This is a genomic window from Pseudomonas sp. SWRI92, assembly GCF_014268685.1.
GTDB classification, from domain to species: Bacteria; Pseudomonadota; Gammaproteobacteria; order Pseudomonadales; family Pseudomonadaceae; genus Aquipseudomonas; species Aquipseudomonas marvdashtae.
Window position 1 is genome coordinate 357,620 of the sequence record NZ_JABWQY010000001.1, and the last position, 21,755, is coordinate 379,374.

22 protein-coding genes are annotated in these 21,755 nt (G+C 60.7%); 9 read left to right on the forward strand and 13 right to left on the reverse strand.

Annotated elements, in window-relative coordinates; genetic code table 11:
* Positions 1–83 precede the first annotated feature (83 nt).
* The 4 genes from HU762_RS01300 to HU762_RS01315 all read left to right on the forward strand — a co-directional run bounded on the left by HU762_RS01300 (position 84) and on the right by HU762_RS01315 (position 2,945).
* Positions 84–800, forward strand: coding sequence for a YafY family protein (locus HU762_RS01300; RefSeq protein ID WP_186631824.1), 717 nt, complete (start codon positions 84–86; stop codon positions 798–800).
* 51 nt (positions 801–851) lie between these two features.
* Positions 852–1,193, forward strand: coding sequence for a nuclear transport factor 2 family protein (locus HU762_RS01305; RefSeq protein ID WP_186610631.1), 342 nt, complete (start codon positions 852–854; stop codon positions 1,191–1,193).
* Between the two features lie 82 nt (positions 1,194–1,275).
* Entirely contained in the window at positions 1,276–2,397 is a 1,122-nt protein-coding gene (gene zapE, locus HU762_RS01310) for a cell division protein ZapE (RefSeq protein WP_186631827.1), read from the forward strand.
* A gap of 53 nt (positions 2,398–2,450) precedes the next feature.
* Complete coding sequence (locus HU762_RS01315; RefSeq protein WP_186610633.1) at positions 2,451–2,945, forward strand: GNAT family N-acetyltransferase; 495 nt, start codon at positions 2,451–2,453, stop codon at positions 2,943–2,945.
* Positions 2,946–2,964: 19 nt separating this feature from the next.
* Here HU762_RS01315 and HU762_RS01320 read toward each other — a convergent pair whose 3' ends face one another.
* Together HU762_RS01320 and HU762_RS01325 are read right to left on the reverse strand one after the other, a co-directional pair.
* Positions 2,965–4,704, reverse strand: a complete 1,740-nt coding sequence (locus HU762_RS01320; protein ID WP_186631830.1) for a phosphoethanolamine transferase CptA — start codon at positions 4,702–4,704, stop codon at positions 2,965–2,967.
* Positions 4,705–4,919: 215 nt separating this feature from the next.
* Positions 4,920–5,093 carry a DUF6026 family protein gene (locus HU762_RS01325; RefSeq protein ID WP_186610635.1) on the reverse strand — a complete coding sequence of 58 codons (174 nt, stop codon included), beginning with the start codon at positions 5,091–5,093 and terminating at the stop codon, positions 4,920–4,922.
* Positions 5,094–5,342: 249 nt separating this feature from the next.
* On the opposite strand from HU762_RS01325, the gene gnd reads away from it, so the two are divergent.
* The 4 genes from gnd to nhaA all read left to right on the forward strand — a co-directional run bounded on the left by gnd (position 5,343) and on the right by nhaA (position 10,041).
* Entirely contained in the window at positions 5,343–6,347 is a 1,005-nt protein-coding gene (gnd, locus tag HU762_RS01330; RefSeq protein ID WP_346656824.1) for a phosphogluconate dehydrogenase (NAD(+)-dependent, decarboxylating), read from the forward strand.
* On the forward strand, positions 6,344–7,864 hold the full coding sequence (gene zwf / locus HU762_RS01335) for a glucose-6-phosphate dehydrogenase (RefSeq protein WP_186631835.1): 1,521 nt from the start codon (positions 6,344–6,346) through the stop codon (positions 7,862–7,864). The genes gnd and zwf overlap by 4 nt, the downstream gene beginning before the upstream one ends.
* On the forward strand, positions 7,861–8,682 hold the full coding sequence (locus HU762_RS01340) for an HAD family hydrolase (RefSeq protein WP_186631838.1): 822 nt from the start codon (positions 7,861–7,863) through the stop codon (positions 8,680–8,682). The genes zwf and HU762_RS01340 overlap by 4 nt, the downstream gene beginning before the upstream one ends.
* Before the next feature lie 177 nt (positions 8,683–8,859).
* A complete protein-coding gene (gene nhaA, locus HU762_RS01345) occupies positions 8,860–10,041 on the forward strand; it encodes a Na+/H+ antiporter NhaA (protein ID WP_186610639.1) in 1,182 nt (393 codons plus the stop codon).
* Positions 10,042–10,083: 42 nt separating this feature from the next.
* Here the strand turns inward: nhaA and HU762_RS01350 are convergent, their stop codons facing one another.
* Positions 10,084–11,373 carry a hypothetical protein gene (locus tag HU762_RS01350; RefSeq protein WP_186631840.1) on the reverse strand — a complete coding sequence of 430 codons (1,290 nt, stop codon included), beginning with the start codon at positions 11,371–11,373 and terminating at the stop codon, positions 10,084–10,086.
* Positions 11,374–11,559: 186 nt separating this feature from the next.
* Positions 11,560–11,826 (reverse strand): hypothetical protein, encoded by a 267-nt coding sequence (locus HU762_RS01355; RefSeq protein WP_030142711.1) that lies wholly within the window; start codon positions 11,824–11,826, stop codon positions 11,560–11,562.
* 341 nt (positions 11,827–12,167) lie between these two features.
* Between HU762_RS01355 and HU762_RS01360 the strand changes: the two genes are divergently transcribed.
* Complete coding sequence (locus HU762_RS01360) at positions 12,168–13,493, forward strand: sigma-54 dependent transcriptional regulator (protein WP_186631842.1); 1,326 nt, start codon at positions 12,168–12,170, stop codon at positions 13,491–13,493.
* A gap of 72 nt (positions 13,494–13,565) precedes the next feature.
* Here HU762_RS01360 and HU762_RS01365 read toward each other — a convergent pair whose 3' ends face one another.
* The 9 genes from HU762_RS01365 to HU762_RS01405 form a co-directional block, all read right to left on the reverse strand.
* A complete protein-coding gene (locus HU762_RS01365; protein ID WP_186631844.1) occupies positions 13,566–14,849 on the reverse strand; it encodes a hypothetical protein in 1,284 nt (427 codons plus the stop codon).
* Between the two features lie 46 nt (positions 14,850–14,895).
* A complete protein-coding gene (locus HU762_RS01370) occupies positions 14,896–15,642 on the reverse strand; it encodes a hypothetical protein (protein ID WP_186631847.1) in 747 nt (248 codons plus the stop codon).
* A 56-nt stretch (positions 15,643–15,698) separates the two neighbouring features.
* A complete protein-coding gene (locus HU762_RS01375; RefSeq protein ID WP_186631850.1) occupies positions 15,699–16,379 on the reverse strand; it encodes a C39 family peptidase in 681 nt (226 codons plus the stop codon).
* Between the two features lie 66 nt (positions 16,380–16,445).
* Positions 16,446–17,417, reverse strand: a complete 972-nt coding sequence (locus tag HU762_RS01380; RefSeq protein WP_186631853.1) for a heme utilization protein — start codon at positions 17,415–17,417, stop codon at positions 16,446–16,448.
* Between the two features lie 60 nt (positions 17,418–17,477).
* Positions 17,478–18,056, reverse strand: a complete 579-nt coding sequence (locus HU762_RS01385) for an adhesin (protein ID WP_186631856.1) — start codon at positions 18,054–18,056, stop codon at positions 17,478–17,480.
* 1 nt (position 18,057) lies between these two features.
* Positions 18,058–18,504: a hypothetical protein gene (locus tag HU762_RS01390; RefSeq protein ID WP_186631859.1), complete on the reverse strand. Its 447-nt coding sequence runs from the start codon at positions 18,502–18,504 to the stop codon at positions 18,058–18,060.
* Positions 18,505–18,810: 306 nt separating this feature from the next.
* On the reverse strand, positions 18,811–19,338 hold the full coding sequence (locus HU762_RS01395; protein ID WP_186632942.1) for an AAA family ATPase: 528 nt from the start codon (positions 19,336–19,338) through the stop codon (positions 18,811–18,813).
* Positions 19,335–19,898 (reverse strand): nicotinamide riboside transporter PnuC, encoded by a 564-nt coding sequence (pnuC, locus tag HU762_RS01400; protein WP_186631862.1) that lies wholly within the window; start codon positions 19,896–19,898, stop codon positions 19,335–19,337. Before pnuC ends, HU762_RS01395 begins: the two co-directional genes overlap by 4 nt.
* A gap of 190 nt (positions 19,899–20,088) precedes the next feature.
* Positions 20,089–21,723, reverse strand: a complete 1,635-nt coding sequence (locus HU762_RS01405; protein WP_186631864.1) for a methyl-accepting chemotaxis protein — start codon at positions 21,721–21,723, stop codon at positions 20,089–20,091.
* Positions 21,724–21,755: the final 32 nt, after the last annotated feature.

The window sequence follows — 21,755 nt, forward strand, 5'->3', positions numbered from 1 at the left end:
GAGGTCTTTGCTTTTTCTACTGACAGTTTCTGACACCAGCGTCTGCTAATCTGCTGCAACTTTCCCCTGCGGACCCTTTTATTGTGTCGCGAACCACTCGGCTGCTCACTTTGCTGCAAGTCTTGCGGGGCAAGCGATGCCCGGTTACTGCCGCGACATTGGCGGCCGAGCTGAAGGTGTCCGAACGCACGCTCTATCGCGATATCGCCGAACTCACGGCCTTGGGCGCACCGATCCAGGGCGAGGCGGGCATCGGTTATGTGTTGCGCAGCGGCCTGTTCCTGCCACCCTTGATGTTCACCGCCGACGAAATCGAGGCCATCGTGCTGGGCTTGCGCTACGTCGACCAACGCGGCGACGAAGTGCTCGGCAAGGCCGCCGCCGATGCCTTGGCGAAAGTCGAGGCGGTGCTGGCTCCGGGCTTGCGCGACGCCTTGCACAACCCCACGGTGTTGCCCGGTCCGCCGGGCTATGGCTACCCGAGCAACACCGTGGAACTGAATGTCTACCGCCAGGCCATTCGCACTCAAGCCAAGCTGCATATTGATTACGCCGACGTCAACAAGACCCCGAGCCAACGGTTGATCTGGCCCCTGGCGCTGGGTTTTTTCAACGAGGCTCGGGTGGTGGTGGCCTGGTGTGAGTTGCGCGGTGCCTATCGGACCTTTCGCACTGACCGGATTGCCTGCGCCATTGCCCAGGGCGAGCGCTATCCCGGCAGGCGCAGCGACTTGTTGCGCGCCTGGCTTGCGCTGATGAACCTCGATGAAACCGGGCGCTTCACTCCTGACAAAAACTGACACAACGCTGTTTTAGCATGGCTTCGGATCGATACAACAAGGAGCCATGACATGTCCCATTCCGTCTCTTCCCTAGCCCCGGCCATCGCCGGTTATCTTGCCGCCGCGAATGCCCGCGACAGCTCGGCGGCGACGCGTTTTTTCGCGGAGAATGCCAGCGTGTTCGATGAAGGCAACCATCAGGTCGGCACCCAGGCCATCGCCCAATGGATGGAAGACACCGCGCAACGTTTCCAGCCACGGGTCGAAGTCCTCAACGTGCAGCAACGGACCGGGAAGGTGCTGGTGCAGAATCTGATCTCCGGCACCTTTCCCGGCAGCCCGCTGGAGCTGCGCTATACCTTCCGGCTCGATGAGCAGGGGAAAATCAGTCGGTTGGATATCTCTGTGTAGCGAGCAGCGCTGTTTTTTGGGGGATATTCCGGGATCCTGGCCATGGCATACTCCCCACCTTCGCTTTACGGACCTGGCCTGCATGACTTTCAATTCCCCCTTGAGCGCTTGGCAGCATGCCATCGAACATCATGGTTTCGTCCAGGACGAAGCCCAGGAACTGGCGATCATGGCGCTGGAGCAATGTCACAAGGCGTTGCATGAAGGCGGCAAGTCGATCAAAGGCGTCTATCTGTGGGGGCCGGTCGGGCGGGGCAAGACGTGGCTCATGGATCGTTTCTACGAAAGCCTCAAGGTTCCGGCTCGCAGACAGCACTTCCATCACTTCATGGCCTGGGTGCACCAACGCTCGTTCCAGCTCACCGGCACCCCGGACCCGCTGCAAGCCTTGGCCCGTGAATTGAGCCAGGAAGTTCGGGTACTGTGCTTTGACGAACTGTTCGTCACGGACATCGGCGATGCGATTATCCTTGGCCGTCTTTTCCAAGTGATGTTCGAGCTGGGCATGGTGGTGGTCAGCACGTCCAACCTGCCGCCGGACGAACTCTATGCCAGCGGGCACAATCGTGAGCGATTCCTGCCGACCGTCACGGCCATCAAGCAGCACATGCAGGTGGTGCCGGTGAACGGCTGGCAAGATCACCGCCAGCACCCCGGCACCCTGCAGCAGCGCTATTGGGTGCGCGAGCCGGGCCAACCCGATCCGCTGGCCGATGTCTTCGGCCAGTTGAGCGCGGGGCAGACGTCCGGCAACCAAGCGATCGAGGTCGGTCATCGACAGGTCGTTCCAGTCCAGGCCAGCGACACGGTGCTCTGGAGCCGTTACCCGGACCTTTGCGACCAACCGTTTTCAGCCGTGGATTTCATGGCCCTGTGCGACCGTTTCAGGGCCATCCTCCTCAGTGATGTGCCTGCCCTGAGCGCCGAGCAACGGGAAGGGCGTATTGCCCGCGGCACCGAAGACGGGGTCGAGCGGGTCGAGGCCGGTGATCGTGAACTGCCGCAGCTGTCGATTCACGACGATGGCGTCCGGCGTTTCATTGCCCTGGTCGATGAGTGTTACGACCGCAAGGTGCCGTTGTATCTGTCGGCACAGGTGCCGATGGACCAGTTGTACACCGAGGGCTATCTGCAATTTCCGTTTCGCCGTACTCTCAGTCGCCTCCAGGAAATGCAATTGCAGCGTTTCGGCCAGCCCGCCTGAATTCAACCCTGCCGACGGCAAGCCGCCGGCCTTATCGAACGAGATCCAAGATCATGGAAGAAGCCAACGACATCCTTGTACTGCAAGCCAGCTACACCAACCCGATCCACGCGGAAGCGATCTGCCATGTGCTCAATGGTTATGCCGAGGATCCGATGGGGGGCGGCCATTCGCTGCCGGCCGAGGTGCTGTCGCATCTGCCTGAAGAATTGGCCAAGCGGCCGCACGCCTTCAGCGTGCTGGCGTTCGTCAACGGCGAACCGGCGGGGTTGGTCAACTGCTTCGAAGGGTTCTCGACCTTTGCCTGCCGTCCCTTGGTGAACGTCCATGACGTTGCCGTGATGCCAGCGTTTCGCGGGCTGGGGTTGAGCCAGAAGATGTTGCAGAAAGTCGAAGACATTGCCCGCCAGCGCGGGTGCTGCAAGATCACCCTGGAAGTACTGGAAGGCAACGCCGTGGCCCAGGCCAGTTACGCCAAGTTCGGCTTCGCCGCGGGCATGTTCGACCCCGCCCACGGCCGCATGCTGTTCTGGATAAAGCCTCTATAGCGGACGAACGAGCCTACGCTCATTTCTGTACAACCTGGCCCGCCGGCCCCTTGGGCTGCATCAGGCTGAAATCGATCAGCGCCTTGTGCTGGCTCTGGTAAGGGTTGCCGATCAGCAAAGGCCGGGGCTCGAAGGCATCGCTGACCAGGCTTTTGCTGCGGTCGAGCTCATCAAAGTTCAAGCCTGCCATGTCCGCCCAGGTGTGAATCAGGTGCGAGCTGCTGTAGGGGCGTGACAGATCGCCCGCGAAATTCCAGTCATGGGTTTCGCGCCACTTGGGCGAGGCCCAGGCCATGAACGGGATGGTGTACATCGGCGCCGTCGGCTTGCCTTCGTTGCGCCCCAGTGTGCCGTGCCCTGGCGAGTCGAAAACGTCCTCGCCGTGATCCGACAGGTACAGCAGGAAGCCGTTGGGGTCGGTCTTGGCGTAGTCCTTGATCAGGCTGGACACCACGAAGTCGTTGTACAGCACGGCGTTGTCATAGCTGTTGTAGGTCGGGACCTGATCGTCGCGCACCCCGGCGGGTACGCCCTGGCGGTCGGTGAATTTGTTGAACGTCGGCGGATAGCGGTACTGATAGCTCATGTGGGTGCCGAGCAGGTGCACCACGATCAGCTTGCGCGGCGCGGTGTCGGCCAGGGCCTTGCTGAACGGCTCGATCACGTCGCCATCGTATTGCGCGGCGTTCTGGTTGCGATTGTTGTTCAGGTAGACCTGCTCATCGGCTTGTTGAGAAAACGTCGTGAGCATGGTGTTGCGCTTGGTCATGGTCTGCTGGTTGGTGATCCAGAAGGTCTTGTAGCCAGCCTGTTTCATCATGCTCACCAGCGACGGCGTGCTCAGGTAGAGGTCCGGATTTTCCTCGTCGGCGAAGGTCAGCACCTGCTGCAGCGCTTCAATGGTGTAGGGGCGCGGGGTGATGACGTTGTCGAAGACCGATAACTGGTCCTTGAGCTTGTCCAGCTCCGGCGTGGTTTCTCTCGGATAACCGTACACGCTCATGCGCTGGCGGTTGGTGGACTCGCCGATGACCAGCACCAAGGTTGCGGGCTGGTCGGCCATGGTGTCCTTGAGGTTGCGCAACGGGGCGATCTTGCTGGTGCTGTGAAGCATGCCTTGCATGTTTTCCAGCTGTTCACCGTAACGACGATACGCCACCAGCATTTGCCATGGCACGGCCGGCTCGATGCGGTCCTCGAATTTCTCCAGGCCGCCGGCGAGCGTGCCGGTGCGCAGGGTCTGCTTGACCAGGGGATAACCGACCACGGCGACCAGGATCAGGGCGGCGGCGACCATCGCCTGGCCCCGGGGCAGGTACACCGGGCGCAGGCGCGTCCAGAGGAAATAGCCAACCAGGGTATGTGCCAGGAACGCCGGCACCATCCACCAGGCAAAATACTGGGTCATGTATTCGCCCGCTTCGGACACGTTCGACTCGAACATGATGAAGATGACGCTTTGGGAAAATTCCTGCTGGTAAATGAAGAAATAGCCCAGGCTGGCCATGGAGCAGGCCCACAGCACGACACCAATCACTGCGGCAAGCAGGCGGGTGCGGGCGGGGAACAGCAGCAAGGGTGCCAGCCACACCGCACTCATGACGAAGGCTTGGCGAAACCCGGTGAAGCCGGAGGTGTCGCTTAACAGGATAAGCAGTTGGGTGATGCCGGAAAAATACCAGAAGAACAAAAACAGCCAGCCGAACCCGGCCCAGTCGAAACCTTTCGCAGTCGTTTTGCTGCGTTTGAACACACTCATCAAGCGCTCCAGCCTTCACCGACGAAGCTGCTGGCACCGGATTGATGCTCACAGGCAAGCGTCGTAACTATTTGTAAGGGCGGGAGTATTGCGGGGAGGGTGTGAAAACTTTGTGAGTTTTCCGGTTACAAAAAATCTTCAGGCCGAACGCCGTCGTGGCAGTGACACCGGCTTGCCCGGCGTCACTTCAAGTACCAAAACTCTCTGGCGTTGGATCAGCGAGCCAACGCCTGGCCCTGGTAGGAGAGTTGTGCGTGTTGCAACTGCATGCGCAGCTGCGCCACTTCATCGAGCAGCAGATCACGCTCTTCTTTCAGCAGGCGTAATTCGTCGCGACGAATGGTCACGTAAAGGGTCTGAGGAGGACGTGCGGTAACGACAGGGCCCATTGCTCACCTCGCAAATGGCTACATCAACTAGAGAGATGTCGTCAGTTTCTTGGCGACAATTCTTTATCGGCACCAATTCTGAATACTTTTGCCCGTTGATGGAACTTTTTTATTTTTCATGGTCGGCGTGTCTTCCGCCGGTTTTTGAACGTTATCCTTTGTGATCGGGCGATTTAACCCGGAAACTATGCGGCAATGCTCTGGACTAACCTCCACTAGTCGATTGCGTTTCATCTTTGACACACCTTTATTTGTAGTAGGGAGCATCAGCACATGCAACTCGGGATCATTGGACTGGGCCGCATGGGCGGCAATATTGCGCGGCGCCTGATGCTCAATGGGCACACCACCGTCGTGTATGACCGCAATGCCGCTTTTGTCGAAAACCTGAGCCAGGAAGGCGCAACGGGCGTCGCGGATTTGCCGGCGCTGGTCGCCGGCCTGGAAAAACCGCGAGCGGTCTGGGTCATGCTGCCCGCCGGCGCACCCACCGAAGACACCATCACCGCGCTGAGCGAGTTGCTGGAACCGGGCGACGTCATCATCGATGGCGGCAACACGTACTACAAGGACGACATCCGTCGCGCCCAGGCGCTCTCGGAACAAGGCTTGGGCTACATCGACGTCGGCACCTCCGGCGGCGTCTGGGGCCTTGAGCGCGGCTATTGCATGATGATCGGCGGTGACGCCGAAGTCGTGAAGCGCCTGGACCCGTTGTTCGCCAGCCTGGCGCCGGGCATGGGCGATATCCCACGCACCCGCGACCGCAAGTCCGACGACGACCGCGCCGAACGTGGCTACATCCATGCGGGCCCGGCCGGTTCCGGTCATTTCGTCAAGATGATCCACAACGGCATCGAATACGGAATGATGCAGGCCTTTGCCGAAGGCTTCGATATCCTCAAGACCAAATCCAGCGAGAGCCTGCCGCCAGAGCAGCGTTTCGACCTGAACCTGGCCGATATCGCCGAAGTCTGGCGCCGTGGCAGCGTGGTGTCGTCCTGGCTGCTGGACCTGACCGCCGACGCGTTGGCCAGTGATCCGAAGCTGGACGGGTTTTCCGGTGAAGTCGCCGACAGCGGTGAAGGGCGTTGGACCATCGAAGCCGCCATCGAGCAAGCGGTGCCGGTGCCGGTACTGTCCAGTTCGCTGTTCGCGCGTTTCCGCTCCCGCCAGCAAGCCACCTATGGTGACAAGATGCTCTCAGCCATGCGTTTCGGCTTCGGCGGCCATGTGGAGACGCCGAAAAAATGACCTCGATCGGCAGGAAATCCAAGGCAGAACCCGCGCCACCGACCACGCTGTTCCTGTTCGGTGCCCATGGTGACTTGGTCAAGCGCCTGCTGATGCCGGCGCTTTACCACCTCAGTCGTGACGGGCTGTTGGGTGATGGCCTGCAGATCGTCGGTGTCGACCACAACGCTATCAGCGATGTGGACTTTGCAAAAAAACTCGAGGATTTCATCCGTAACGAAGCGGCGAGCAAGGGCGGCGATGCCGACCGCGCACTCGATCCGGCGCTGTGGTCCAAGCTGGCCCGGGGCATCAGTTATGTCCAGGGTGATTTTCTCGATGACAGCACCTACCAAGCGCTGGCGGCGAAAATCGCCGCCAGCGGCACCGGCAATGCGGTCTTCTACCTGGCGACCGCGCCACGTTTTTTCAGTGAAGTGGTTCGTCGCCTCGGCGCGGCCGGGCTGCTTCAGGAGCAGGATGAGGCGTTCCGGCGTGTGGTGATCGAGAAGCCGTTCGGCTCCGACCTGCAAACCGCCGAGGCGCTCAATGCCTGCCTGCTCAAGGTCATGAGCGAGAAACAGATCTATCGGATCGACCATTACCTGGGCAAGGAGACGGTACAGAACATTCTCGTCAGCCGCTTCTCCAACAGCCTGTTCGAGGCGTTCTGGAACAACCACTACATCGACCACGTACAGATTACCGCTGCCGAAACGGTCGGCGTGGAGACCCGGGGCAGTTTCTACGAGCACACCGGCGCGCTGCGGGACATGGTCCCTAACCATTTGTTCCAGTTGCTGGCGATGGTGGCGATGGAGCCGCCGGCCGCGTTCGGCGCCGATGCCGTGCGTGGCGAGAAGGCCAAGGTGGTGGGGGCGATCCGGCCCTGGTCGGTGGAGCAGGCCCGGGCCAACTCGGTGCGTGGCCAGTACACCGCAGGCCAGGTAAATGGCCAGTCTGTCAGTGGTTACCGGGAGGAAACCAACGTAGCGCCCGATAGCAACACCGAAACCTACGTCGCCCTTAAGGTCATGATCGATAACTGGCGCTGGGTAGGCGTGCCGTTCTACCTGCGCACCGGCAAGCGCATGAGCGTGCGCGACACCGAAATCGTCATCTGCTTCAAACCGGCGCCTTATGCGCAGTTTCGCGACACCGAAGTCGACGAATTGCAACCCACGTACTTGAGAATCCAGATTCAGCCCAACGAAGGCATGTGGTTCGACCTGCTGGCCAAACGGCCAGGGCCGGCACTCGACATGGCCAATATCGAGTTGGGCTTTGCCTATAAGGACTTCTTTGAAATGCAGCCGTCAACGGGTTACGAGACCTTGATCTACGATTGCCTGACGGGCGACCAGACGCTGTTCCAGCGTGCCGACAATATTGAGAACGGCTGGCGTGCGGTGCAGCCGTTCCTCGATGCCTGGCGTGAGGACGCCGCTGTCCAGCCGTACCAGGCCGGGGAAGACGGTCCGACCGCCGCCCACGATCTGCTGACTCGCGACGGTCGCGTCTGGCATGGCCTCGGATGAGTGGCCAGCCGAAACACCCCATCCGTTTTTTGCTCAGCGACATGGACGGCACGCTGCTGCTGCCCGACCACAGCCTGAACCAGCGCACCGTCGAAGCGGTCCGCTCATTACGCGAGGCTGGTGTGCTGTTCAGCCTGGCCACCGGGCGTCCGCCCCGGGCCATGTTGCAGCAGATCGAAACCCTGGGCGTCGATTTGCCGACCGCAGCCTTCAACGGCGGCACGCTGGTGCATCCGGACGGCAGTTTTCTCGCCGTGCACTATCTGCCACCCGAGGCGGCACTGAGCACGCTGGCCCTGTACGCCGATCAGCCGGGTATCGAGGTATGGGTATTTGCCGACGGCGATTGGTTGGTACGCGATGCCAACGGCCCCATGGTGCCAGTGGAAACGCGTGGGCTAGGTTATCCGCCCGTGGAAGTGCAGAGCTTCGAGCCTTACCTGGAGCGCATCGACAAGATCGTCGCGACCAGCGCCAACACCGATCTGCTGGTGGAACTCGAGGCGCGGCTGCATCCGCTGCTCAAGGGCCAGGCCCAAGTGTCCCGTTCACAACCGATCTATCTCGACGTGACAGCCATGAAGGCCAACAAAGGGCAAGCCTTGTCGACCCTGGCTGACTTCCTGGGCGTGCCGCTGGAACAGACGGCTGCGATGGGGGACGGCGGCAACGACCCGGCGATGTTCCACCGGGCGGGCTTCTCGATTGCGATGGGTCAGGCGGAGGAGGCGATCAAGCGCCAGGCTGACGTGATTACCGCAGCCAACACCGAGGATGGCGCGGCATTGGCGATCGAACGGTACATCCTGCCCAAATAACGTCACAGGTCTCCATGGGAGGAGCGTGCAGGCTCGTTCCACCCATGGGACGTCATTCCAGCCGCCACGCCCGTTTTTACCTGCCCTGATTTTGTTTCCATGAAGTTGTAAGACAACTGCCCGGCACGCCTGAGTATTGGGTAGAATCCGGTGCTGATCGGACAACAGGAGGAAATAATGGGGAACAGCTCAACTCAGGGCGGTGATTCGCGCGCGGCCACGCCACTCGAACGCTTCATGCAATCGGAATCCTCAGGCGGCATCGTGCTCATGCTTTCGGCGCTCGCCGCGCTGATCGTGGCTAACAGCCCGCTGTTCGCAAGTTATACCAAAGCACTGCATGCTTCTTTTCTGGGCATGTCCGTCGAGCATTGGGTCAATGATGCGTTGATGGCAGTGTTCTTTCTTCTGGTAGGCCTCGAAATCAAGCGCGAGATGCAGGTTGGGGAGCTGGCCAAATGGAGCCAGAGAGCGCTGCCGGGTTTCGCAGCGCTGGGGGGCATGATTGTGCCTGCCCTTATCTACGCCTGGGTCAACAGGAGTTCTGCTGAAACGTTGGCGGGTTGGGCCATCCCGGCCGCCACCGACATCGCGTTTGCGCTAGGCGTGCTCTCCCTGTTGGGCAACCGAGTGCCAATGTCCCTGAAGGTCTTTCTCTCCGCCCTCGCCATTCTGGATGACCTGGGCGCGGTCGCCATCATCGCCGTCTTCTATAGCGCCGGCCTGGATGTGACCATGCTTGCGGCATCCGCCGCGGTGATCGCCGTGCTGCTGATCATGAACAAGGCCGGGGTCATCCGGCTGTTGCCCTATCTGGTGCTAGGGGCGGTGCTGTGGGTGCTGGTGCTCAAATCTGGCGTACACGCCACGCTGGCGGGTGTCGCACTTGCCTTTTGCATCCCGCTGAACAAAGACGCCGATGAAGCGAAGTCTCCGTCGCTCAGGCTTGAGCGGCGGTTATCGCCGTGGGTTGCTTTCGTCGTGATGCCCATTTTTGGCTTTGCCAATGCGGGCGTTTCTCTGGCCGGCGTGTCTTTGAGCAGCCTGCTTGATCCCGTGCCATTGGGCGTCGCTGCAGGACTGTTGCTGGGTAAGCAGATAGGTGTCTTCACCTTCGCGCTGGTGGCGATCAAGAGCGGGCTGGCGCAAATGCCGACCCACAGTTCGTGGCGGCAGGTATATGGGGTGGCGTTGTTGTGCGGGATCGGGTTCACGATGAGCTTGTTTATAGGAAACCTGGCGTTCCCAGGCTCCCAGCTGCTCATTGATGAGGTCAAGGTTGGCGTATTGGCCGGTTCTACCCTGGCTGCACTCGCAGGCATCCTGGTGCTGCGTTTCTTCGCCTCTTCGAAGGCATGAGTAATGCCCGCCTGATGGCGGGCCGGAAATTGGAGGCGGTGCTTAGGCCCAATATCGCATCACGACGGCCTTTGGGCTGCCATGCAACGAGTAACCGCCTACCAGTATTTTCCCATCGGCTTGTGCGGCCACGGACGTAGCGGTATCGAGACTGTAGCCGAGCCGAGTGCGGACCCAGCCCTGGCCCTGGCCAAAATTCGGGTCGAGATGGCCGTCCGACAGATGTCGGGCCAGGACGAAATCGGCCTCGATACCCCCGATGGTTGCACCGGCGGTCAGTACCTTTGCGTCCGGCTGGATCTGGGCTGCCATCCATTGACTGGCAGTGTTGCCAAACGCCAAGAGGCGGCACGGGTCCTCGTTGGCCCCATGGGCCGGTTGGCCATCCTGTCGAATCTTCAGCGACAGGCAATGCATCGGGTCTCGGCTGCTGCCGAACGCCTGCAAATCACCGTTCCCGTGCTGGACGACTTGGCTGATCATTACGCTGCGGCCCTGGGCCCCGATGGACAGGAAGCCGTCCTCAGCAAAGCTGTCATCGAGCTTGCCGGTGGAATCGTAGCGCACCACCAATCCGCGCTGGGGCAAGTCGATGACACCCCCTGCGATGACGCTGCCGTCTGCCTGCAGGTTCAGGCAGCCCAACCAGGTATTCTTCAGCAGCCGCCGGACCATCACGAAACCGCGACTGTTGAACGAGCTGTCCAGCGAGCCGTCGGGCAATAGGCGGATCAGCACCCCGACATGATCGGACATCTGGAAATGGTGGTTGGCCAGCAAGAGTATCCCGCCATCGGCCTGCACTCGGATGTCGCAAGCCTCCATCCCAGGCACGCCGGGCGGCAGCCAGGGATCACGCAACCCTTGGGAAAGATTGCCGCACAGCCGGACGACCTGTTTGCCGGCCTCGCCGAAGCCTGGGACGGCACGGCCATGCGGGTCGAACAATGCCAGGGCGGGAAGGGTATGGTTGGTCTCTTCGTAGTGCAGGCCCGACAACAGGATATTTCCGTCGGGCAGTTCAATGACTTTGCCCGCTGTGGCTTCGCAACCCTTTTCAAACGACCCGACGATATAGCCGTGGGCCGCAAAGCTCTTGTCGATCGAGCCGTCAGCAGTGAGTCGCGTCAGGCCGAAGCGGCAACCCTGGGGCGTATTGACGCGGGCTGCGAGCAAGATCCGGCCAGCCTGGTCAATGGTCAGTCCGGTGGTGAGGCTTGAAGTGTCGTCGGCGAAACGAACCCAGGCTTTGCCGGCGTCGGCAAAGCCTGAATCGAGTTGACCGGGATAGGTCGCGGGTGTCGCAAGCATGAGTGCGGATTGATCGAACATGCAGGCCTCTCCTTGCGCATCGACCGTCCCGAAGAGGGAGGTGATTGCATGACGCCAGACATTCAATCCGCGAATCTGATAATGCACAACTGTCAGGTCTTCAGTTGTGAGGACAATTCGTGCCGAAACAGTGGCTTTTCAATCCAGTACCAAGCCGGCAAATCATTACCGGCTGGCAGGAAGTGTTTATTCAGGCATGGACCAGGATTGCAGTTTGTAACCTTCCTGGCTCAATTCAGCGCGCGCCTGTTTCAACAGGTCGGCCAGTTGGGCCGGGTCGGTGTAGGCGCTGCTTGGAATCTGGGTGCGACCAATGTGCGTATTGGTGCGGTCGATGACGGTCAGGCTCAGTTCGCCGTTACCGTCTTGTGGAGCCCAGGCCACGCATTGGAAAGGACGGAATGCGCGGTCGGCAATCAAAAGAGCTTCGTTGATACGGAGCGGGGCGTTCATGGCGTTATCTCTCAAAAGTGCCCATTCAAATGATGTGCCGTCGGTTGGGCGTACCGTGCGGCTGGTTACTTGTACTGATGCCCCGAACCGGGGCACAGGTCACACAATCTACAAATAAATTTCGATTTTCTTTCAGACCTGGGTTTTGCGCTTTTGTTTGAAAGCTTCCTGAAAGATTCAAGTAAGCGGCAACTAACGAAACCCCGCCTTATAACCACTTTCAGCGCTCTTCAATAATCAATTGATACAAGCCGCCGTCAACTTCTTGCTACTGTTACATGCAGGTTCGCCAAACGCCTGTTTCTACTCATATTTCTTATTTTTGGCGCCAAGGATCAGTCATGATCGAAGCCAGTACGTCACGTCGTCTGCTCGTGGTTGATCCCTGCGATGATTGTCATCGCTTATTGCCCGGTCTGCGGACGGTGGGCTGGGACGTCGAGAGTTGCACCCTTGAGCATGCCGCGGACCGGACATGCGACGTCGGCCTGTTGCGCTTGCAACCGGCACATCTGGAGCGACCCGAAGCGGTCAAGGAACTGATCAGCCGCAGCGGCACCGAATGGATCGCCGTGCTCAACCAGGAAGTGCTGCGCCTGAAGAATGTCGGCGATTTTGTCTGCGAGTGGTTTTTCGATTTCCATACCTTGCCGTTCGACGTGTCTCGGGTCCAGGTGACGCTGGGCCGCGCATTCGGCATGGCGCGCCTGCGGGGGCAGGGCTCGATTCACATTGATGAGCCTGAACACGAACTGCTGGGCGACAGCAAACCCATCCGCGAACTGCGAAAGTTATTGGCCAAGCTGGCGCCCGCCGAATCACCGGTATTGATTCGTGGAGAAAGCGGCACCGGCAAGGAACTGGTCGCCCACACGTTGCATCGCCAGTCCCATCGGCGTAACAAGCCGTTCATTGCGATCAATTGCGGAGCGATCCCCGAGCACCTGATCCAGTCTGAATTGTTTGGCCACGAGAAGGGTGCTTTCACCGGCGCCCACCAGCGCAAGATCGGGCGAATCGAAGCAGCTCATGGCGGCACGCTATTTCTCGACGAAGTCGGCGATCTGCCGCTGGAGCTGCAAGCCAATCTGCTGCGTTTCCTCCAGGAAAAACATATTGAGCGAGTCGGCGGCAGCCAGCCTATTCCGGTCGACGTGCGCATACTGGCCGCGACTCATGTGGATCTGGAAGCTGCGATCGAGCACAGGCGTTTTCGCGAGGATTTGTACTATCGCTTGAACGTCCTGCAAGTGGTCATGGCGCCATTGCGTGAACGCCATGGCGACCTGGCGATGCTGGCCAGCCATTTTTCGCATTTCTACAGCCATGAAACCGGTCGCCGTTCTCGCAGCTTCAGCGAAGATGCGTTGGTGGCGATGGGTATGCACGACTGGCCCGGCAATGTGCGAGAGCTGGCCAACCGGGTTCGACGCGGCCTGGTGCTGGCGGAGGGGCGGCAGATCGAAGCCCGGGACCTGGGCCTGGCCAGCCGTCAAGGCGTGACGGCCCCGATGGGCACACTGGAAGACTACAAGACCCGCGCCGAGCGCCAGGCGCTGAGCGATGTGCTCAACCGCCACAGCGACAACTTGAGTGTGGCGGCCAAGGTGCTAGGCGTGTCACGACCGACTTTTTATCGGTTGTTGCACAAGCATCAGATCCGCTAGAGCGTTCAATCAAACCTTGTGGCAGCGCGCTTGCCGGCCCCACAAGGTTTTTTTGCAAGATCATCCGCCGCGTTAGAAGTAATACGGAAATTTCAGGCTGAAGGTGAAGTCCGGCGCATCGTCGGTCAGCCCGATGGACAGGTTGGGCACGATGGTCAGGTTGTCGCTGGCGGCCACGGTCATGCCGATGTTGAAATAGCCTGCATTGGCGTCGCTGGACACCACCGATTCCCAATCCCCACCGTCCTGCTTGAGCTTGCTTTTTTTCTGGATCAGGTCAGAGACCGAGAACGACATGCTCATCTTTTCGTTCAAGGCAAACGCAATGCCCGCGCCGATCTGGAAGCTGTCGCCGATCCGCACCTTGCCCGGCACTTCCTGGTTGACCGTGGAGCTGATGTCGTCGAAGGATTCTTCCAGGTTATGAGTGTAGGAAAGGCTGCCGAACAGCACCGCCGGATCAAAGGTCTTGACCAGGGAAATCCCGGGTGTGATCGACCAGACGCCGTTACCGGTGGGCAGGTCTTCAGGCACGAACAGGTTGGTATTGACCTGGGACTGGCGCAGCTTGATGCCGAACGGGTCCTTGCCGGTGGGGGCCTTGACCCGTAGGGTCAACACCGCATCGGGGGAGTTGATCGATTCATCCATGAACTTGTAGGCGATGCCGAAATTGACGTCGCCGATGGTGGGGTCGCGGGTCACGGTTTCTTCGCTGGTGACGCCGGCCGCGCCGTTGTTCGCGCCACCGGACTGGTACGTGGATTCGCGGTAGATCACCGGCACGTTGAGGTCGAACTGCCAGCGGTTGTCGAAGTTATAGCGGCCGGTCAGGTCCAGCGTCCAGGTGTCGGCCTTGATCCGGTCGAGATTGATGTTGCCCAGGAAAATCGAATCCAGCGCCAGGAAGCCGTTGAGGATCAACTGCCGGGTGTCATAGCGTGAGTAGGTCACGCCGGTTTCGAAGCTGAACTTGCCGCCGCCGAAAAAGCCGCTGGCCTCGTCGTAGAGGTTGGAGACGCTCTGCGCCGGTTGCGAGTCGTCGGCGAGCGATTGCCCGTAGCCGCTGCCGCCGGCCGTTGCGGTGCCGCTGCCGGCCACGCCCTGGTTGCCCTTCATGTCGGCCGGGGACTTGGCCAGGCGCTTGGGCGGCGGTGCGGCGGGTTGATCTTCTACCTGGCGGACCCGTTGTTCGAGTACCGCCAGGGCTTTTTGCTGGACCTCGTAGCGTTGCCTGAGCTCGAGAAGTTCTTGTTTCAAGGCTTCGATGTCCGCGTCCGGTGCCGCTTGCAACACGGTTGCCGGGAACATCGAGGTCAAACACATCACAGCGCGCAACGATACGGATCGATACATGAAATATGCCGTCCCTATTTGCTCAATGATCGGAGATCAGCGTAGATCAATATCCGAGGTTGCGAAGCCCGCGCAGTTGCGTGAGGTTGCAGTCCAACGCTCCGGCGCTGGGGCCGTTGCTGTTCAGCACCACGTTGAGCTGGGTCATGTTGTTGACCAGGTTGCTGTTGCCCAGCAGGCGAGTGTTTTGCAGCAAGCCGCCTTGGGCCACCTGGTGCAGTGTGCCGCCCTGGTTGTGGCTGGCCTGGATCGCCATCTGCACGCCGCTGCCTGTGGCCGTGACCGCGACACTGCCGGCGGCGTTGCTGCCGCTGATGGTCTGGCCTTTGCCAAGCAGTTGGCCTTGGGAGGGCGCCAGCGCAGGTGCCTGGCTGCTTTCCTTCACGTTGATGCTGACGTTGTTGTAAGCGGTATTACCGTCGCCCGCGGCGCGCACGCTCTGGGTCACACCCTGGCCTGAGCCAAGGCCGGCACCGCCGGTAATCGTGCCATTGCCCTGCTGCGGGGCGCTGCCGTTACCGGTCTGTTTGATGGTGGAGACATAGAACTCGGGTTTGACCGTGGAGGCCTGGATCTGCATGGCACTGGAGGCGCCGATCAAGTCGCCACTGGCGTTGCGCCAAGTGCTGGTCATGACGATGCCAAAGCTGATCACCCGTCCGGGCATGACGTAACGACCGCGCAGCTCGGCGAGCTCCTGGTCCTTGACTTCGATGGGTTTGAAACCGGCGTGGGCAAGACCCGACGTCGTTGCGGCCAGGCAGGCCAGCGTGAGCCAGTATGAGCTTTTCATGTGTTGCTCCCGGAGCATCCTGCTCCTTTTGTATTTTTTTGGCAGTTGTTCGGCGATTAGAAAAAGTCGCTCTGGATGAAGCCGAAATCCATCAGTTCCGCGTCCTTGACCGGGTTGAAACCGTCCAGCTTGTTACGCGCCGTCAGCGGTTGCGGTGGGCTGCGCAAGGCGTTGGTCTTGTCGTAACCGGGGCCGACGATGGCAAAGACGATGCCGTTCCAGCCCTTGATGAACTCATCATGGGCGTAGCGTTTGTGCCCCAGCACCGGGTCAGCGATGTAGACCCATTGCTTGTCGGCCCGCTGCAGCACCACGAAATGCTTGTAGCCGCGTATCTCCATCAGGACCACGACCGGGATCGTCACCGCGGCGAGTTTTTCCGGCGGTATCCGATAGCCTCGAGCGCGCATGCCGATGGTTTCCACGTAGCGCTTCATGTCCAGCATGGAAAAACCCTGGGTGCGGACCAGGTCTTGGTCGGCATTTACCAGCATGCCCTTGATGACGTGCTCTTCATCGACGTCAAGCCAGTAGGCCTGGCGCAATACGGTGGCCAGTGCGGCGGCACCGCAACTGAAATCGGTTTTCTGCTCGACGATGTCGCTGAACTTGCGTTCGCGCACGCTTTGCACCGGTTTGTAGACCAGCATGCCGCCAGGCAGGGCAGCGACAGGCATCTGCGCGGCTTCGGTCGCGCAGGCAAAGCAAATGCACAGGCAAAGGGCTGTCGCACGCATGATCGATACGCCTTGGATAAACCCAGGAAATGAAGCCCCGTTGCCGGGGCTTCGTTTCGTGCGCGCTTACATGCAGGCCTTGCAGCCGGCCGCAATGGACAGCGAATTGCTCTGCTGGTTGCCCACGCCCGCCGACACGTTGGCGCCGCCGTTACCGGAGAAGCCATTCATGGAGTTGGTCATGGTGGCGTTGTTATAGACAGGGTTTTTCCAGCCGTCGCGCGTCAGCACTTGCTGGGTGTTGCTGCCGGCCAGTTCGAAGGTCCCCACGGCGGAGAACTTGAACTTGTCGTCATCGTGACCACCACCGTAGCCGCCTTTGTTGCCCCAGCCACCGTCGTCTTCGACGGTACCGTTGCCTTTGGCCTTGAAAGTGCCGGAAGCCTCGTAGCTGTTGGTAAGCGTAACGACCTTATCGGTCTTCACGCCTTTGTTGTCGACAACCAGGCCGGTGGAGGACTGGTCAGCCGCGGCAGAAGCCTGGGCGACACGGCCGCCCGATACAGCGATGGCCAGGTTGTTTTTCTGCTGGTTGAAATTGCCGGCGGTCACGTTGATGCCGATGTTGCCGGAGCCGTCGTTGCCTGCATTGGTGAGAGAAGCGTTGTTTTGCGTGGAGTTGTTCTTCACGTAGTTGTTGTTATTGACCTGCGTGGCGCTAGAAGCCGCGACTGCCGAGCCAAAGATGAAGCTTTCATCGGCGGTGGCCAATGCGGCGGCGTTGTCTTGCTGGTTGCCGTCACCGGCGGCGATGTTGGCGCCCATGTTGCCGTTGCTGCCATTGAGCGAGTCAGTGGCTTCGGCGGTGTTGCGGGTTGCCTGGTTGGTCACGACGTTGCCGTCGCTGTTTTGCTCATCCAGCACCGTAGCCCCAGCGCCGGCACTGATAGAGAGCAATTGTTCCAGCGTCGGCCCCTTGGGACCCTGGTTGCCATGGCCATTGCCATGACCGTTGCCGTTTCCTCCAGCCTGTGCAGCCATTGCCATGACAGCGGCGAGAGCGAAAACCAATGGTTTGAGCGCCATTGTAGGTTTCATGGTGTTTCTCCTTGCGTGTCGTTGGTTAAGTGTCGGTACTTTCTTATGTGCTGCGCCGGGTCAGTCAGCGACCCGGATGCTCAGGGTGTTAGCCATGCGGTTGCCCACCCCGGCACTCTGGTTCACCTGGATCACCCCTCGGCTGCCGGTGAAGGCCTGGTCGCCGATGGCGACCTGGCGACTGCCGGTTGGGGTGTCAGTTGCTCCTGAGTTCGGTACCAGCGCCACGTTCTGTTGGGAAAGGGCGCTGTCGTCCATGCCTTGCGGACCGGCACTGATGCCTACCCGCATGACATTGGCCATCTGGTTGTTGGCCCCGGCGGACTGGTTGACGCCCAGCACACCGTTACCGTTGCTGAAGGAGGTGCCGCCGATGCGCGCGCTCGCGTTCATCGACCGGCTGGCCGCCGTGTCGAGGCGTTGGCGCACGACAGTGGTGGCCTGGGCGCTGGTGCCGATGGCGATGGCGCGGGTATTGGTCTGCTGGATCTGGTCACCAGCGGCCTGGTTGACGTTGAAATTGCCGGTGTAGCGGCCACCGGAATTCTGCAGGTCGGCATGGCTGGTGACCGCCACGCCGGGATCGGCGAGCACGGTGGATGAGCCGAGCAGGGCGATCGCGAGCCAGGTCGGATTCATCTCACTGACCTCCCGCCAGCCGACCCAATGGGGCCAGGCCGGAACTCAGCGAGCGATTGATGGTGCCCGAGATCGCGCCGCCGCTTCCGCCACCATGACCGGCATTCATGCCGGGCATGCCGTTGGGGTTGGTCACGACATTGAGGCCTTGCACACCGGTATTCGGATTGACGGTGTTGCGGATCGTCGAACCGCTGGCGACCCCGGCGAAATCGCCATCGCTCAGCTCGGTGCTGGCAGTCGCCTGGTTGATTCGATCGGATGGATTGGCATTGACGGTGGTCGGGTAGGGGTCTTTACCGCCGTTACGCCCGATATGAACCGGTTGCACGTCGCGGTCGAGTACGATGACGCCGTTGCCCTCGGCCTGCACCGGTAAGCTGAGCGTCGCACCGGCGGCGCAGCCAATCACTAACAGACAGGTCAAGCTTCTGTTGAAAGTCCCCATGACATCATTTCCTTCTTCACTGGACGCTGGCCCTAGTCAGCGTTGCGAAGGGAAAGAGCAGGTGTTGTGCCGGATTCTGGAAAGCCAATAGATTCAATGGCTTGGCTGATGGGTAAGGTTTCCATGGCGAAACCTGTTTCATCGTTGAGACAGGCTCATGGGCTGCAAAGGGCCATCTGCTGTCGTTTGGCTATGATTTGAGCCCTGGGGCAGGGTGTTTCAGTGACTTGACAGTCAGGGCTGGAACGCCGCGAGGTGGCCCTGGATCCGGGTTTGAGGCAGTCGTGATGTTTCAGGGATGAAACATCATCGAGCCTGGAGGAGCTGCGACACCGCTGCAAACACCTGCTCGCGTCGCTGCGCCCAGTCGCCCTCGACTTTGAGGAACGCTTGCCGATGGCGCATCAGCCAGTGCTCGATCGCCTCGAAAAACGCCAGCCGTTCCGTCAGCGCTGGCTGGCAGCGCAGGCCATCGCCGACCCATTCGACCTGCTCGGGGCTGAGCAGCAGGTGCAGGTCGTATTGGCGCGCCAGCAAGGCCGGTTCGAGCCAGTCCGGGCAGTCGCCAAAGAGGGTCTGGCTCCAGAGAATATTGCTCAGCAGGTGGGTGTCGAGGATCAGCAATGCCGGCTGCCGGGCGCGGGCCGCGTCTTCCCAGGCCAGTTGCCCGGTGGCGATGTCGGTGATGTCGGCCAGGCAGGTATCACGCTGGGTTCGTTGCATGAAATGGCGCACGTACTCATCCACCCGCACGCCACCGAAGTGCGCCTCCAACTGCCCCGCCAACCAACTCTTGCCGCTGGATTCCGGGCCGGTCAGCACCACCACTTTCATGTGCGCAGTGCCGGGTCGGCGCGCCATTCCCGCCAGCCTTGCACGGCCAGCAGGGTGAACAGGGCATAGAGCGCGGCGGTAAGGTGCAGGCCCTTGTAGATGAACAGGCCAACGAAAATCACATCCAGGACGATCCACAGCGGCCAGCACTGCACGCGTTTGCGCGCCATCCACCATTGGGCGACCAGGCTGAAACCGGTGAGCGCCGCGTCGAGCCAGGGTTGGGCGGCATCGGTCCACTGCGCCATGGCGCCCCCCAACAGCAAGCTGCCCGCCGCACCGATGGCCAGGCCGAGCAACACCGAGGGTCCGCCGAGGCGCGTCACCTGCCGTCCGTGATGGTTGCCGCCAGCGCGGGTCCACTGCCACCAGCCGTACAGTTGCAGCACGGCATAGACCCCTTGCAACAGCATGTCGGAGTACAACTTCACCTCGAAGAAAATCCAGCTGTACAGCAGCACCATGACCAGGCCGATCGGCCAGCACCAGGGATTCTGCTTGACGGTCAACCAGACAGCGATCACGCCGAGGGCCGCGGCAAACAGTTCAAGCCCGGACATGGTTGTTCCTTGGGGAAGTCGGAGAGGGCGGGGATTGTAAACGTAATGGCGCGGACAGCTCCAATACCAATGTTGAATGGGCTGCCGCTATGGCGAGCAAGGGATTACGATCGTTCCCACGCTCCTGCGTGGGAATGTCGTCAGGGGCGCTCCGCGTTCCGCTTCTGATCAATACGGGCCCAAATAGTCCTTAGACCCGAAACTGCTTGAGCAGCCCGTTGAGCTGTTCGCTCAGCCCTTTTAGGCGCGCGCTGGCCAGGCTTGACTGTTGCGCCGCCATCGCGGTGCTGTGGGACAGGCCGGCGGCTTGGGTGACGTTCTGGTTGATGTCTTCCACGACGTGGGCCTGTTGCAGGGTGGCACTGGCGATGGAGGCGTTCAGGCTGTTGAGGTTGCGCAGGGCCTGGCCGATGGCGTTAAGGCTCGCGCCCGCAAGGCCGGCCTGCTCGATGGTCAGTTGCGAGGCGCGGCTGCTGTCGCTGATGACTTTCACGGCGGCTTCGGAGTGATTTTGCAGGCGTTCGATCATGGCCTGGATTTCGGCGGTGGATTTTTGTGTGCGCTGGGCCAGCAGGCGCACTTCATCGGCCACCACGGCAAACCCGCGGCCCTGTTCACCGGCACGAGCGGCTTCGATGGCCGCGTTGAGCGCCAACAGGTTGGTCTGCTCGGCAATCGAGCGGATCACTTCCAGCACGCTGCCGATCTGGGTGCTTTCGCTGGCCAGGGTGCGGATCACTTCCACCGCCTGATCGATGGTCTGGGAGAGGCGGTCGATCTGCTGCAAGCTGCCATCGATATTGACCTGGCCTTGCTGGGCCTGGGATTCGGCGTCGCGCATTTCGCTGGCGGCGTGTTCGGCGTTTTTCGCCACGTCCTGCACGCCGTAGGTCACTTCGTTGATGGCGGTCGCCACCAGTTCCATTTGTTGCGACTGTTGTTGGCTGCGCTGCTGGGCTTGCGCGGCGTCGTTGCCCAGTTCGTTGGACGATTGCCCCAATTCACTGGCCGAAACCTGCAACTGGCTCACCACTTGGCGCAACTTGGCGGTAAAGGCATTGAAGTGCCGCGCCAGTTGGGTGACTTCGTCCTGGCCGTGAGTGTCGAGGGTGCGGGTCAGGTCGCTCTCGCCGCTGGCGATGTTGGCCATGGCGTTTACGGTTTCCTGTAGGGGCCGGACGATGCTGCGCACGATCAAGGTCAGGAACAGGCCCATGATCAGCGTGATTGCCAGGCCGATCAACGAGGCCTTGATCAACTGGGACTGGAACTCGACCTGCACGTCATCCACGTAGACACCCGAGCCGATGATCCAGCCCCAGGGCTCGAACAATTTGACGTAGGAAGTCTTGCCGACCGGCGCTTCGGCACCCGGTTTCGGCCAGAGGTAGTTGATCATGCCGGCGCCCTTGGCCTTGGCGATGGCGACCATTTCATTGAACAGCGCATAACCGTTCGGGTCACGGATCGCCGAGAGGTTCTGGCCTTCGAGTTTCGGGTTGGTCGGGTGCATGACCATGACCGGCGTCAGGTCGTTGATCCAGAAGTAGTCGCTCTGGTCATAACGCAGGCCGCGCACCGCGCTGAGGGCTTGCTTCTGTGCCGCCTCGCGGGTCAGGGTGCCGGCGGTTTCCAGCCCATGGTAATAGGTCAACACGCCACTGGCGGTCTGGACCACGTGCTCGGTTTTCTCATACTTGGCCTGATACAGATCCGTGTGGATCTGCTTGAGCATGAACGCGCCCAGCGTGAACAACATCACGATGGACACGATCAGGATGAGCCACAAGCGTCGGCTGATCGATACACTGCGCAAGCTATTCATACGCTGTCACTCCGGTTTCTTATTCTTGTCAT